Origin of the sequence: Pseudomonas sp. I8001, assembly GCF_013385345.1 — a bacterium.
Taxonomy (GTDB): Bacteria; Pseudomonadota; Gammaproteobacteria; order Pseudomonadales; family Pseudomonadaceae; genus Aquipseudomonas.
Window position 1 is genome coordinate 9,249 of the sequence record NZ_JACAQC010000045.1, and the last position, 13,694, is coordinate 22,942.

At 62.5% G+C, this 13,694-nt stretch carries 14 protein-coding genes; 5 read left to right on the top strand and 9 right to left on the bottom strand.

The window, feature by feature from the left end:
* Window positions 1-43: 43 nt before the first annotated feature.
* Complete coding sequence (locus tag HX839_RS25940; protein WP_177067914.1) at window positions 44-1,384, bottom strand: sorbosone dehydrogenase family protein; 1,341 nt, start codon at window positions 1,382-1,384, stop codon at window positions 44-46.
* A 185-nt stretch (window positions 1,385-1,569) separates the two neighbouring features.
* Here HX839_RS25940 and HX839_RS25945 point away from each other — a divergent pair, with 185 nt between their 5' ends.
* Window positions 1,570-2,157: an Sbal_3080 family lipoprotein gene (locus HX839_RS25945; protein WP_003208266.1), complete on the top strand. Its 588-nt coding sequence runs from the start codon at window positions 1,570-1,572 to the stop codon at window positions 2,155-2,157.
* 244 nt (window positions 2,158-2,401) lie between these two features.
* Here the strand turns inward: HX839_RS25945 and HX839_RS25950 are convergent, their stop codons facing one another.
* From HX839_RS25950 to HX839_RS25970, 5 genes are all read right to left on the bottom strand, one after another.
* Complete coding sequence (locus tag HX839_RS25950) at window positions 2,402-3,367, bottom strand: pyridoxamine 5'-phosphate oxidase family protein (protein ID WP_177067915.1); 966 nt, start codon at window positions 3,365-3,367, stop codon at window positions 2,402-2,404.
* A 2-nt stretch (window positions 3,368-3,369) separates the two neighbouring features.
* Window positions 3,370-4,269: a LysR family transcriptional regulator gene (locus tag HX839_RS25955; RefSeq protein WP_177067916.1), complete on the bottom strand. Its 900-nt coding sequence runs from the start codon at window positions 4,267-4,269 to the stop codon at window positions 3,370-3,372.
* Complete coding sequence (locus HX839_RS25960) at window positions 4,269-5,186, bottom strand: LysR family transcriptional regulator (RefSeq protein ID WP_003208270.1); 918 nt, start codon at window positions 5,184-5,186, stop codon at window positions 4,269-4,271. Before HX839_RS25960 ends, HX839_RS25955 begins: the two co-directional genes overlap by 1 nt.
* Before the next feature lie 166 nt (window positions 5,187-5,352).
* The gene (locus HX839_RS25965) at window positions 5,353-5,973 is read right to left on the bottom strand and encodes a glutathione S-transferase family protein (protein ID WP_087692541.1); all 621 of its coding nucleotides are present in this window, start codon (window positions 5,971-5,973) and stop codon (window positions 5,353-5,355) included.
* 125 nt (window positions 5,974-6,098) lie between these two features.
* Window positions 6,099-6,971, bottom strand: a complete 873-nt coding sequence (locus HX839_RS25970; protein ID WP_003208273.1) for a LysR family transcriptional regulator — start codon at window positions 6,969-6,971, stop codon at window positions 6,099-6,101.
* Between the two features lie 191 nt (window positions 6,972-7,162).
* On the opposite strand from HX839_RS25970, the gene HX839_RS25975 reads away from it, so the two are divergent.
* Window positions 7,163-7,936: a glucose 1-dehydrogenase gene (locus HX839_RS25975; RefSeq protein WP_087692542.1), complete on the top strand. Its 774-nt coding sequence runs from the start codon at window positions 7,163-7,165 to the stop codon at window positions 7,934-7,936.
* A gap of 13 nt (window positions 7,937-7,949) precedes the next feature.
* The gene (locus HX839_RS25980; protein WP_177067917.1) at window positions 7,950-8,996 is read left to right on the top strand and encodes an L-idonate 5-dehydrogenase; all 1,047 of its coding nucleotides are present in this window, start codon (window positions 7,950-7,952) and stop codon (window positions 8,994-8,996) included.
* Window positions 8,997-9,057: 61 nt separating this feature from the next.
* Here HX839_RS25980 and fetB read toward each other — a convergent pair whose 3' ends face one another.
* From fetB to HX839_RS25995, 3 genes are all read right to left on the bottom strand, one after another.
* A complete protein-coding gene (gene fetB, locus HX839_RS25985; protein WP_003208279.1) occupies window positions 9,058-9,852 on the bottom strand; it encodes an iron export ABC transporter permease subunit FetB in 795 nt (264 codons plus the stop codon).
* Complete coding sequence (locus tag HX839_RS25990) at window positions 9,849-10,526, bottom strand: ATP-binding cassette domain-containing protein (protein WP_003208280.1); 678 nt, start codon at window positions 10,524-10,526, stop codon at window positions 9,849-9,851. Before HX839_RS25990 ends, fetB begins: the two co-directional genes overlap by 4 nt.
* Before the next feature lie 232 nt (window positions 10,527-10,758).
* On the bottom strand, window positions 10,759-11,223 hold the full coding sequence (locus HX839_RS25995) for a metallophosphoesterase family protein (RefSeq protein ID WP_003208282.1): 465 nt from the start codon (window positions 11,221-11,223) through the stop codon (window positions 10,759-10,761).
* Window positions 11,224-11,416: 193 nt separating this feature from the next.
* Here HX839_RS25995 and HX839_RS26000 point away from each other — a divergent pair, with 193 nt between their 5' ends.
* Window positions 11,417-12,622 (top strand): DUF1835 domain-containing protein, encoded by a 1,206-nt coding sequence (locus HX839_RS26000; RefSeq protein ID WP_177067918.1) that lies wholly within the window; start codon window positions 11,417-11,419, stop codon window positions 12,620-12,622.
* Between the two features lie 59 nt (window positions 12,623-12,681).
* Window positions 12,682-13,608, top strand: coding sequence for a LysR family transcriptional regulator (locus tag HX839_RS26005; RefSeq protein WP_003208286.1), 927 nt, complete (start codon window positions 12,682-12,684; stop codon window positions 13,606-13,608).
* Window positions 13,609-13,694 lie beyond the last annotated feature (86 nt).

The following is a 13,694-nucleotide window of genomic DNA, read 5'->3' on the forward strand; positions in this document are numbered from 1 at the left end:
CCAGCTCCTACAGTGGACCGTGAGCCGCTGTAAGAGCAAAACCCTAAGGCCTTACCCGTGCCACCCGCCACACCTTGTTCCCCACATCATCCGCCACCAGCAACGCGCCCTGCCCGTCCAACGCTACACCCACCGGACGCCCCTGAGCCTCTCCATCACCATTTAAAAACCCAGTCAGGAAATCAACAGGCACACCCGACGGCTTTCCGTCCCGGAACGGAATAAACACCACCTTGTACCCCGCCTGCGGATTACGGTTCCAGGATCCATGCTCCCCCACAAATACCCCATCGGCAAACACCGCTGGCATCCCCCGCGCATCGGAAAACGTCAGGCCCAACGGCGCAACGTGAGTCCCCAGCGCGTAGTCCGGTGCAATCGCCTGGGCGACCTTGTCCGGACGCGGCGGCTGCACCCGGCTGTCAACGTGAGCCCCGTAATAACTCCACGGCCAACCGTAGAAAGCGCCGTCCCGCACCGACGTCAGGTAATCCGGCACCAGATCGCTGCCGATCTCGTCGCGCTCGTTGACCACCGTCCACAACTGCGTAGAGCCGGGTTTCCACGCCAGCCCATTGGGATTGCGCAACCCACTGGCGAACAGACGCTTCTGCCCACTGGCAAGATCCAACTCCCAGATCGCAGCACGCCCTTCCTCGGCGTCAAGCCCATTCTCACCCACATTGTTGTTGGACCCGACGGTCACATAAAGCTTGGTACCCTCAGGATTGGCCAGGACGTTTTTGGTCCAGTGATGATTGATCCCGGCCGGCAGATCAGTGACCTTCACCGGCACGGCATCGATGTGAGTCTGGCCCCGAACATAAGGCACCTTGACCACCGCATCGGCATTGCCGATATACAACTCATCCCCCACCAACGCCATGCCAAACGGCGACGTCAGCCCACCGAGAAACTCACTCTTCACCTCGGCACGCCCATCACCGTCGGCGTCCCGCAGCAGCGTGATCCGGTCGGCGCTCGGCGTATCGGCACCGACCCGCCCCATCACAAACCCCATCGCGGTACGACGCGCCCAGGCGAGCAAACCCGTGCCGCCGTCCGTGGCACCTTCAGGCATGGGCGGATGGTTACTCTCGGCTACCAGCACGTCGCCATTGGGCAAGGTGTACACCCAGCGCGGATGGTCAAGGTCCGCGGCCAACGCCGTTACCGTGAACCCATCGGGCGCCGTTGGCTGGGCATTACCGGGCCAGCCGACAGCCTTGGAAACCTTGAGTGTCGGGATCAGTGATGCAGTGGGTTCGGGCAGTTGCGGGCTTGGCCCCACACCGGCCTGAAACGGCAGTTTGGAGGAATCGCCACAGGCGCTGAGGGCAGCCGTGGCGGTGATCAGCAGCGCAAGGCGGCTTGGTGCATTCATTGGGAAACCTCGGGACAGCCCTTTATCGGGCAGGCAAAAACCGCTGCAGTATTGCGCCCGCAGGCCGCACCAAACACAGGGTACAGCGCAATTCAGATTTGCCGCAGAGGCACGAATAGTCCTTACGAGATAAGGAGGGAAAGCAGTGCTATCATCCAGCCACTATTGATGACATGGAGGCCGCTATGCGCATACCGCTCGCTCCGATACTGATCGCTATGACCCTCACCATCACGGGTTGCAGCATCAAGCAAACCGTCGCCCCGGCCACCCTGTCCAACGATCAGCCACCGGAAATTTGCCTGATTCCTGCCGAAGGCCTGCGTGCCGGATTCAATACCACCTACACGGCACAGCTGAGGAGCAAAGGTTTCCAGACACGCGAGGTGGCAGCCGGCAGTCCACCCTCTGTATGCACGCTGTCGACGACCTACATTGGCAAGTGGACATGGGACATGGCGCTGTACATGTACTACGCCGATATCCGTGTGTATGAACAGGGCCGTCAGGTCGGCCAGGCGGAATACGACGCGTCGTGGGGCGGTGGTCGCCTCGACAAGTTTATCGATGCGCAGAACAAAATCATCGAGCTGACCGATCAACTCTTTCCCAATCCGGTATACCGGGCAAGCACACCACCAGCGGCCAGTTCCAATGCACCACCCGCACTCGACAAAGCAGCCTACAAGAAGAAAAAGCTTGAGCAGTTGATGCAGGAAAGCACGTCTTACGACGATTACCAGAAACGTTATCGCGAGATCCTCGCGGAATAAATTATCGCCATGAATCAATGCAATCGAGTCAAGGAGCAGACATGCTGAATGCAGTAATGGCTGGAAAGAGGCGTGGCACCGGCCTGGAAAACCAGAAGCAGGCGCTGGGCCTGGCACGGCCTGCGTACCCATCCGATGTGACAAACTCGACAGACCTATCGGCCGGCCTCGCTAGGCCCGCCTATACACTCCCCCTCGTGCGGCTGAGTTAAAGCTCAACTGCGCGAGGGGTGCAGCCCCCCACTCAGGCTTTCCAAGGCCCCAACGCCAGGCTGTAGGGAGAAACCCCCTCGAACTGCCAACGCAGCGCCAGCGCCGCATCCCTTCGGACCACGTGTTCCACGGTCACCTTCCACAACCGCTCAGCCCCCTCGAACGTGGCCACTTCATCTCCTTCAAGAATCACCTCGGCCCGCCCGGCCACCTGCAACACATCACCCGTAGCAAAATCCACAAACAGCAAGCCCGCAACCGGGTTGACCTGCACATTGCCCAAGGTGTTGAAAAACGAGTTGCCGGTAAAATCGGGAATCGTCAGCACCTCTCCCTCCAACCGCACAAACCCACTGTTGCCGCCTCGGTGTGAAACGTCCACCGAACGCTTGGCCGCATCTCCTTCCAGGTCCACATAGCTGGCGACGAAAAACGTATCAGCGCTGCGAATCAGCGCCCGGTCAGCGTCATCGAGCGAGTTCGCGCGCCGCACAATACCTCCCGCAGCGCGCTGCCCCCGGGCCCCCGGATCCACCGCACGCAACTGGATGTACTTCGGGCAATTTCCAAACGTGTGCACCACCGCCACGGTAAATCCGTCGACGCCGGCAGCCCCAATAACCCCATTCATGCGATTACGCCGCCGCGTATTCAGGTCAATGCCCAACAGCCCGACCGACGCGCCTTGTTTCAGCCCGCTCCCGGCGGGGTCACTCTCCGCAGGCAGGCTGTCGATACGCAAGCTGTAGGGGTCCGGCGAATACGCAAACCCCGGCGTGCCCTCCAGCAGCGTGGCCCAGGGCAGCCCCTGCTCATCCACGGCCCCCACGACCAGATAGGGCAACAACTCATAAAAAGCCCGATGCTGCTCCGGCAAGTGATCCCGTATCACCTTCGCGCCGATCACCTCCATGCGCTCGGCCACGCCGGCACTTTGCTGCAACTGCCGCTCGCCGGCATGCCATGGCGAAACGGGGGACGCGTCCTGGTGATTCATGATCAAGCCCTCGGTGAATGAAACGCCGGATGTTCACGCAATGCCGCCACGCTGAAATCGACAAAACTGCGCACCCGCATCGAAGCGTTGCGCCCTTCGCGGTAGACCACATGCACCGGCAGCGGCGGCGGTTCATGGGCCTGCAATACTCGACACAGTTGCCCGCTCGCCAGGTGCTCGTGGACCGGGTAGCTCAAGCACCGGATCAACCCTGCGCCCTGCACCGCCGCATTGATCGCGCCCTGCACCGTGGTGCAACCGAGACGCGCCCGGGCCTTGATGCTGGCGCCCTGGAAATCCCACTGCACCCAATTCGAATACGCCTGGCTGGCGACCAGCCGATGCTCCTTGAGCGCCTCCGGTTGCATCGGTTCGCCATGGCTTTGCAGATAGCCGGGGCTGGCGCAGACGATGTTGCGCACATGGCCCACGGGCCGGGCAATCAGGGATGAACCGGGCAGTTCCCCCACCAGGACTGCCACGTCCAGGCCGTCTTCATTCAGGTTCGGATAATGATCGTGGTAATGGGCAAACAGGCGGACTCCGGGATAGCGCTCCAGGTAGCCGGCCAACAGCGGCGCCATCACATAACGGCTGAACAGCAACGGAAAAAACACCCGCAGGTTTCCCTCGGCCTGCGCGTGCGCACCCTGGGCAGATGCTTCGGCGGCGCTCACGCCGTCAAGGATCCGCGAACAGTCGGCCATGAACGTCGCCCCGGCTTCGGTGAGGCGAATGCCCCGGGTGCTGCGCTGTACCAATGGCACCCGCAAGCGCGTCTCCAGCCGGTCAATCGCGCGGATCACAGTGGGCCCCGAGATGCCCAGGCAACGGGCAGCCGCGGACAGGCTCGGCTGCCGGGACAGCGCCTGGAAGATCTGCATGTCGCGATAACGGTCCATCAGGCCGGCCGCTGCATCGATGGGTTGAGCGCAGCATCCTGCCCCAGCCGGCTGACCAGAAAATCCACGAACGTGTTGACCTTCGCCGGTACCCGGGCGTTGTTCTGGAACACCACATGGATCGGCAAGGCCGGCGGTTCGAAGTCTTGCAGGATGATCTCCAGTGCGCCTGCACGCACATCGCTGGCCACCTGATAAGACAACACCCGTGTGACGCCCCAGCCCAGGCGCGCGAGGTTGATCGCCGCGTTGTTGGCGGTGACTACCAGGCGCGGCTCAACGGCCACGCTCAACGGCTGGCCGCCTTCCCTGAACTGCCATTCGCTGACCAACTGGCTGGAAGACGACGTGACAATCTTCGCCTCACGCAGTTGCCCGGGGTGCAGTGGCCGGTGCCGCTCAAGGTAAGCCGGCGCCGCGCACACTACGCGACGCACCTCGCCGACCTTGATCGCCTGCTGGCCGGGTTCCTGCAAATGCCCGATGCGCACGGCCACATCGACGCCTTCATCGGTCATGTTGACCACACGGTCCACCAGCAAGGCGTTGATGCTGACCTGGGCAAACAGGTCCAGGTACTCCCCCAGGATTGGCGCGACGAACAACTCGCCGAACAACACCGGCGCGGTGACCGTCAGGTGCCCCCACGGGATCGAGAAGCTGCCTGCTGCCGCTTCTTCGGCCTCAGTCAACTCCGCGAGGATGCGCCGGCAATCGTCCAGGTAACGCTGGCCGGCCTCGCTCAGGTGCAGGCTGCGGGTGGTGCGCGAAAGCAACTGGGTGCCAATACGCGCCTCCATCGCGGCAATCGCGCGGGTCACGCTGGGGGGCGAGATATTCAGGCGCCGGGCCGCCGCGGCAAAGCCCTGCTCTTCGGCGACGGCGAGGAAAATCTGCATTTCCTGGAAACGGTCCATGGGTCCCCTTAATCGAATGTGGTCCACCAAACCAGTGGCTTGGGAGCGGTTGTGGCGAGGGAGCTTGCTCCCGCTGGGCAGCGTAGCGGCCCCAAAATCCTGGGAGCGCTGCGCACTGGAGCGCCAGCCCGGTCCAGCGGGAGCAAGCTCCCTCGCCACAAAATCTTCAAACCTTCGCCAGGCCCACAGCGGTGCGTTGCATACCCACAAACCCCTGCAGCGCCTCGATACTGCCCAGCCAGGCGCGAACCTGCGGATAGTCGTCCAGCGCGACATTCCCCTCCGGCGCATGGGCGATGTAGGTGTAGTGCGCGATATCGGCAATCGTCGGCAGGTCACCAGTGAGAAAACGACTCTGCTCCAACTGGTGCTCTACCACTTTGAGGAATGCGTGGGAGCGGCTGATGGTCGCCTCGGCATCCAGCGCGGCACCGAACACAGTGATCAATCGCGCCGCAGCCGGCCCGGTGTGCAGTGGTCCTGCCGCAGCCGAGAGCCAACGCTGCACACGGGCCTGGGCCAAAGGCTCGGTCGGCAGCCACTGGGCGGTGCCATATTGGCCGGCGAGGTACACCAGGATCGCGTTGGAGTCCGCCAGCACCACGCCGTTATCATCGATCACCGGCACCTGGCCGAAGCTGTTGAGGGTGGCCAGGAACTCAGGGGTTTTGTGCGCGCCTTGCTTCAGATCGACGTGCACCCGCTCAGCGGGCACGCCCAGCAGCGACAGCATCAACTCAACCCGGTGGGAATGGCCAGACAAGGGGTAACGGTACAGTTTGATCATGACGGGCTCCGCGATGTGCCAGGGACTCGACCCGGTGATCGGGTCGATAACGCTTATGTTCCACCGCTACGGCACGCAGCAGAATAGCCAGTTTTTACAATCCAGCATTTCACCGGATGAAACAATCAATCGCCAAACAACTCGTCGATCAGGTTGAACAGGGTGGTTTTCACCGGGCTGTCGAGCTCGGTCCACGCCAGGCCGGTCCTGGCCCGGAACGCCCCCAACGCCAGGTGCCTGGACACGCAATTGGCCGGCAGCGCCCGGGCCGCCTGCAGCGGCAACACACCCACACCCAGCCCGGCCGAGACCAGCGCCAGCATGGTGGTGAACTCGCCGAGTTCGGAGGCGATCTCCAGCGGCACGCCCATCGCCTGCACGAATTCATCGTAGAAACCCGGTGCATAACGCCGGGCCAGGATGAACACCGGCACCTTGAGCAAGTCCGTCGGCTGAATGGTTTCCTGGGTCGCCAACGGATGCTCGCCGGGCAAGGCGACCACGAAGCTTTCCTGCAGCACCTCAAGGGTCTGCACGCCGGGATAGGCCGCCGGCAAACGCATCAGGCCGAAATCCAGCTGGCCGTTTTTCAACGCAGCCGCCTGATCCGGGCCGGGCATGTCCTTGAGCTCCAGTTCAATTCGCGGGTAGCGCTGGTGCACCGCACGAATCAACCCGGGCAGCAATTGCGGCAATACCGACGAGACAAACCCCAGGCGCACCCGGCCGATCTCCCCGCGGTTCGAAGCCCGGGCGGCATCGGCGGCGCGGGCAGCCTGGTGCAGGGTGGCGAGGGCTTCCGGCAGAAACACCCGCCCGGCTTCCGTCAGTGTGACCGAGTGCCGGTTGCGGTCGAGCAGGCGCACGCCCAGGCCGCTTTCGAGCAGTTTGATCTGCATGCTCAGCGCCGGTTGCACGATCGACAACTGCGCGGCCGCCCGGCCGAAATGCAGTTCCTGGGCGAGCACGACAAAGGCGCGCAGGTGCTTGAGTTCCATCAGGTTGGCTCCGGTTATCACGATTATTGATCACCCCATCACAAATGAAAATTGGACGCCGGGCCCGGGCTGCGCTGAAGTAAGGCCCGTGATGCACGATATGACAGGGTTTGACGTATAACAATGAGAGCGGCGCCCCGCACTCGGATTGATAGTGTTGATCACCTGTCTCAGTCTTCGGAGATCGCCCCATGCAGCGTGTTTTAGACAGTTTCCGCCTCGACGGCCGCCTGGCCTTGATCACCGGCTCCAGCGCCGGCATCGGCCTGGCCATCGCCCGTGGCCTGGCCCAGGCTGGCGCACGGGTAGTGCTCAACGGGCGCAACCGCAGCACCTTGCGTGACAGTGCCGCGTTGCTGGCGGCGGAAGGCCTGGAGGTGCACACCCAGGCGTTCGATGTCACCGACGGCGCGGCGGTGTTGGCCGCCGTGGCGGAGATCGAAGAGCGCCTGGGCCCGCTGGACATCCTCGTCAACAACGCGGGCATGCAACGTCGCGGGCCGCTGGAGGACTACAGCGAAACCCACTGGCGCGAGTTGATGAGCACCAACCTGGACAGCGCCTTCCTGGTCGGCCAGGCCGTGGCCCGGGCGATGATCCCGCGCAAGCGGGGGCGCATCATCAATATCTGCTCGGTGCAAAGCGAACTGGGGCGCCCGGGCATCGCCCCGTATGCCGCCAGCAAAGGCGCGCTGAAAATGCTCACCAAAGGCATGGCCATCGACTGGGGCCCCCACGGGCTGACGGTCAATGGCATCGGCCCCGGCTATTTCAAGACCGAACTGAACGCCAACCTGGTGGCCAACCCCGAATTCAGCGACTGGCTGGTGCAGCGCACACCGAGCCGGCGCTGGGGTGACGTCGCCGAACTGGCGGGCGCTGCGGTATTCCTTGCCAGCGACGCGGCAAGTTTCGTCAACGGTCATATCCTGTACGTGGACGGTGGCATCACCGCCTCGCTGTAACCTGGAGAATTTCATGCACGCGATTGTCTGCCATGCCTCGAAAGACCTGCGGGTAGAACCGCAAACCGAACCCCAGGCACTGACGCCCGACCAACTGCGGGTGCGCATTGCCCGGGGCGGGATCTGCGGCTCGGACCTGCATTACTACCAGCACGGCGGCTTCGGCACCGTGCGGTTGCGCGAGCCGATGGTGCTCGGCCACGAAGTATCGGCGGTGATCGAGGCGGTAGGCCGTGAAGACGGGCCGTTCAAGATTGGCCAACGCTTGTCGGTCTCGCCGTCGCGGCCTTGCGGGGGTTGCCATTATTGCCATCAAGGGCTGCCGAACCATTGCCTGAACATGCGTTTCTACGGCAGCGCGATGCCCTTCCCTCACGTGCAGGGTGCGTTTCAACAAAGCCTGGTGATCGAAACGCACCAGGCGCAGCTGCTGGCCGATCATGTGAGCCTTGCCGAGGGTGCAATGGCTGAACCGTTGTCTGTGGGTTTGCATGCCATCCAGCGTGCCGGGGTGGTGTTCGGCAAACGGGTATTGGTCACCGGGTGCGGGCCCATCGGCAACCTGTTGATCGGCAGCCTGCGGGCAGCGGGCGCGGGGGAAATTGTTGCGGTGGACCTGGCTGCCGGGCCCTTGGCCTGCGCCGAAAAAATGGGCGCCAGCCGTACTCATAACCTGGCGGAAGACGCCGACGCGTTGAAGCGGTATACCGCCGAAAAAGGCTACTTCGACGTGATGTTCGAAGTCTCCGGCAGCGCCCAGGCCCTGCGCAACGGCCTGGAGTGCATGGCCCCGCGCAGCGTGCTGGTGACGGTCGGTCTGGGTGGCGAGGTCTCGCTGCCGTTGAATATGCTGGTGAGCAGGGAGATCGACTTGCGGGGCACCTTCCGCTTCCATTCGGAGTTTGCCCAGGCGGTGGATTTGCTCAATCGCCAGGTGATTGATGTGCGTCCGGTGATCTCCCACACCGTGCCGTTCAGCGAGGCGGTGCAGGCGTTTGAACTGGCGGCGGACAAGAGCCAGGCGATGAAGGTGTTGCTGGATTTTGGTGTGGGTGATTGAACCGGATCTCGACAGCTCCCACAGGGTTGCGGTGCATTTTGGGGATCCGATAGCGCCTGCGCTACACCCGCTCTTCGAGCCTGAACCGCAGGAAACGATGGCTGGCTGAAAACAGTCGACGGTAGGTGAGCAACACCGCACCTACCGTGCCCAACGCCGACGACGCAGCGATCAAAAACATAATCACAATCTGATAACGCACCGCGTCCACCGGACTTTCCCCGGCCAGCACCTGGCCAGTCATCATCCCCGGCAAGCTCACAATCCCCACCACCGTCATCTGGTTCAGCGTCGGAATCATCCCGGCCCGCACAGCCTGGCGAATCGCATCCTGCGCCGCCTCCCAGCGTGAACCACCGAGGGCCAGAATCATCTCGATGGTATTGCGGCCGGAGGTCAGCTCCTGAGTCATACGCTCAATCCCCAGAGACACCCCGGTAAGCGTATTACCCAGAATCATCCCAAGGATCGGAATCGCATACTGCGGCTCGTACCACGGGTGAATCCGGATAATCGCGAACAGGCCAACAGCCGTCACCAACCAGGAACTGCCCCACACCGACACAATACTGTCGGCCCGCTGCCCCGCATAGGTCCGCTTCCCACGCCCGGCAGCCGAGAGCCCGGCGATCAGAGTCATCAGGCACATCAGCGGCAGCACCACATACCAGTAGGCAAATTCAAAGACCCAGCCCAGCAGGTAACCGATCGCCAACAACTGCACCACCGTGCGCACAGCCGCCCAGAACAGCTGACGCTCCAGCCCCAGCCGCAACAACAGCGACAGCGCACCGTTGATCAGGATCAGCGAGGCGGCGATGGCCATGTCCAGTGCCGTGAGGTCGTGATAATTCATGGCTGCACGGCCCCCGTCAGCACGCCGGCGTCCATATGCAAATGGGTGGTGCTCATGCGTTGCGCCTGCTCAAGGTCGTGGGACACCCAGATATAGGCGTGAGCGCTATCCGCTTCGGCCCAGGCACTGATCAACGCCTCGACCTCCCCGGACGATGCCGGGTCGAGAGCGGCGGTAGGTTCGTCCAGCAACAGCACATCGGGATTGAGTTGCAGGGTACGGATCAGTGACACCACCTGGGACTCACCACCGGATAAATCCCCGGCATTTTTTGCCAGAAAGCCCGACTCCTTGCCCGCGTGGGCCAGCAGCGCCTTGACCGCCTGCGGGTCGAAACTCAGGTGATGCAAGGCCTTGAGGCTGTAGGGGAAACGCAAGTTGTCTTCCACCGTGCCTTCGATCAGCGCCGGGCGTTGGGAGAGGTAGCTGATGCGGCTGCGATACTGCGGGACTTGCGCGTTGGCGATGGGCTGCCCGTTCCAGAGGATATCCCCTGAGGTCGGCGCGTCGAGCAAGGCGAGTGCCCGAAGGAATACACTTTTGCCGGAGCCGGATGAACCGGTGATGGATAGGCGGTCGGCGCGGTGCAGCTGGAAGTTCGTGGGCTGCAGCAGTTGCAGCTGGCGGCGCTCGTCCATCCGCGTGAGCGCCCGGGTTTCGACTAATACGCTCATGGCGTTGATGATCCTTGTTCCTGATTCAGACGCAAATGGTAAGACAGGGCACGTCCCCCGTGGCGAGGGAGCTTGCTCCCGCTGGGCGGCGAAGCGGCCCCAATAAAGCCACTGCGATACACCTGAAAAAACACCGTTAATTTCTTGGGGCTGCTGCGCAGCCCAGCGGGAGCAAGCTCCCTCACCACAGCAAGCTCCCTCGCCACAACAAGCTCCCTCGCCTCAGCGTTCTTCAGCGCTTGGGCTCCAGCGACACCAGGCGCGGCTTGATGGATTTCTCGCGCACCTCAAGCAACGCCAGGGTCACCGGCAACTTGAAACGTCGCCGCCCTGCACTGCCAGGGTTGAGAAACAGCCGCTCGCCGTGCCACTCGATCAATGGTTTGTGAGAGTGGCCAGTGATCACCAGCCGGATGCCCGGATCCAGCTCCTTCGGCACATCGGCAATGTCATGCACCAGCAACGCCCGCCAGCCGTTCAAGTCAAAATCCAGCCGGTCAGCCAAATGCTCTGCCCACGCGGCATCGAGGTCGTTATTGCCGCGCACCACATGCAATGGCGCAATCGAGGCCAGCAACTCAAGGATCTCCGGGCTACCGATGTCACCGGCGTGAACAATCTGCTCGCATCCTTCCAGGGCCGCCAGGGCCTCGGCACGGAGCAAGCCGTGGGTATCGGAAATCACACCAACTTTCATGAACGTCTCCTGTGCAAAACCCCGGCGCGATCCACCGGGCGGCTTGCAATCAATCATTGCACTGCCTATATTTCCCGCCTGGCGCCATCTACGCCACCATCCGCGGAAAGGGCTGCGCCCAAGACCTTGACTGAATATCACATTTCTACGACTCCCAACCTTAAAGCGGACAAGGTTTGTACAAGGAGATCGTATGTCGCAATCATTCTCGTCCACTAACGGCCGTATCAACCTTGAGCAGCAGCGCAAGCGCGCCAAGGAACTTTTGCAGCGCCTGAAAAGCGCCGATGCCGCCGCAACCCCGACCTTATCCGATGCCCAATGGTCGATCGCCAAGGAACTCGGTTTTCCCAGCTGGCCCAAGCTCAAGGCCCACGTCGATGCGGTGGATTTTGCCGCCCGCCATCCGGGTTTCGACGCCAGCGATGAAGCCCGCACCACCCACTGGCGCTGCGGCAATGATATCGCCCACAGCCTGGGCGTGGCGGGGTTCAAGGGCCGCTTCCGGATGCTGATTGACCCATTGTGCATGGGCCCGGTGCAGGACCTGCCTGCCGAGCAATACCAGGCCGTTCGCAGCCGCTATATCAGCCAGGTGTTTGCCATGGATGAGGCCGAAGTGGCGCGCCGGCATGCGGACGAATATCACCATCTTGAACAACTGGGCAGCGCCGGCCACAGCGTGTTGTGGTGTGAGGCGGATGCGTACGATCAATTGTTCCTGATTCGCGCGCTGGCTGGGCTTGAGCATCTGCCTGAAAAACTGGAGTTGATCGAAGTCGATCGTATCCCCGGCGTGCAGCGTTTTATCGGCATCGGCCAACTGGCGCCTGAAGTATTGGCGTGGCTGTGGCCGCAGCGCCGACAGGTCGACGAGGACATGCTGCAACTGGCGCGACAGGCCTGGCTGGCGTATTGCGCCAGCTCGCCGATCACGCTGGCGGAACTGGCCCGGAGTAGCTCCACCTCCCTGCCCTTCCTGGCCCCGGCATTGCGCCGACAGTTGCAGGAGTTACCAGGTGTGCAGGACGGTTTGTCACTGACCGAGCGCCTGTCCCTGCACTACGTGGATGAGGCCGGGCCGGTGCCGTTTGGCCGGGTGTTCGCCGAGCTGATGGGCAAGCGTGAACCGCTGCCGTACCTGGGAGACATGATGTTTCATGCGCTGATGCGGCCGTTGATCGATGGCGAGAATCCCCTGTTGATCGAGTCCGGGGCCCAATTGCAATGGCCGCAGCGGGTGTTGGCGCTGACTGCGCTGGGTCGCCAGGTTCTGAACGGCGCAGCCTACTGGCCGGATCATGCAACGGAAGAACGCTGGGTAGGTGGCGTCTGCCTGCGACCGCGCCACCCGCACTGGACAATTGACGAACATGGCATGCCCGTGTGGCGTGATTGATTCTTCGCGACAGCTTTGATCTGTGTCATGTTGAGCCAAACAGGTAACGGTTCAGCGCGATGACCTTACAACAGCTCAACTACTTTCTCGCCGCCATCGAGCACGGTACGTTCTCCAAGGCGGCGGAAAGCCTGCATATTTCCCAACCCTCATTGTCCGAGCAGATCCTGCGGCTGGAGGAGCACCTGGGTACCCACGTGTTCATCCGCACCAATCGCCGACTGATGCTCACCGAAGCCGGACGCCGCCTGCAGCCATTTGCACAAGGCATGGTGACGTCAGCACGCCAGGGCTATGAAGCGGTGCAGGCTGTGCGTGAACTGTCCGGTGGCGTGGCCAGTTTTGGCACCTTCGGCACCGCCCACCACTATTTCCTCACGGACCTGATCGAGCAGTTCCGCACCCAGCACCCGGATATGCGGATCAAGATCGTCGGCTATAACTCCTCGGAAATCGCCGAGCTGGTGAGCCAGGGCGAAATTGAAGCGGGGCTGGTGATGCTGCCGATCAAGCAGCAGAACCTGACCGTCAGCGAGCCGGTCTGGTCGGCCCAGGTCGGCTATATCAGTGCCGACCCGGAGCGACTCAAGGGCCCGAAAACCATCAGCGACCTGGCGGTGGCACCGTTGATTCTCACCGAGGCGCGCTGGCGCACCGCCGACCCGATTCGCCGGTTGTTGGGGCAATTGGCGTCCAAGGGCGGCGAGGTGCTGGACCCGATCATCGAAGTGGAGCACCAGATCACCGGCTTCGAGCTGGCTGCGCGCGGGCTCGGCGATGTGATTGCCACGCGCCCGATCCTGCATCAGCTGGGCTTCAATGATCGCTTGGGCTGGGTGCCGATCAGCCCGGCGATCTTCGAGGTATTCGGCTTTATCCATCGCCACGACACGCCTATTTCGCCGCCCACCCGGGTGCTGATCAACCTGATGCGCAGCCACTTGAGCCGCATCCAGAACCTGTATGCGCACCTGGAGACGCTCTAGCCATAGGGATCACCTATAGGAAACACATGACTTAGCCCATTCATCCACCTCTTGCCGAGCGGGATACTCCAGCCACCGACGCCACA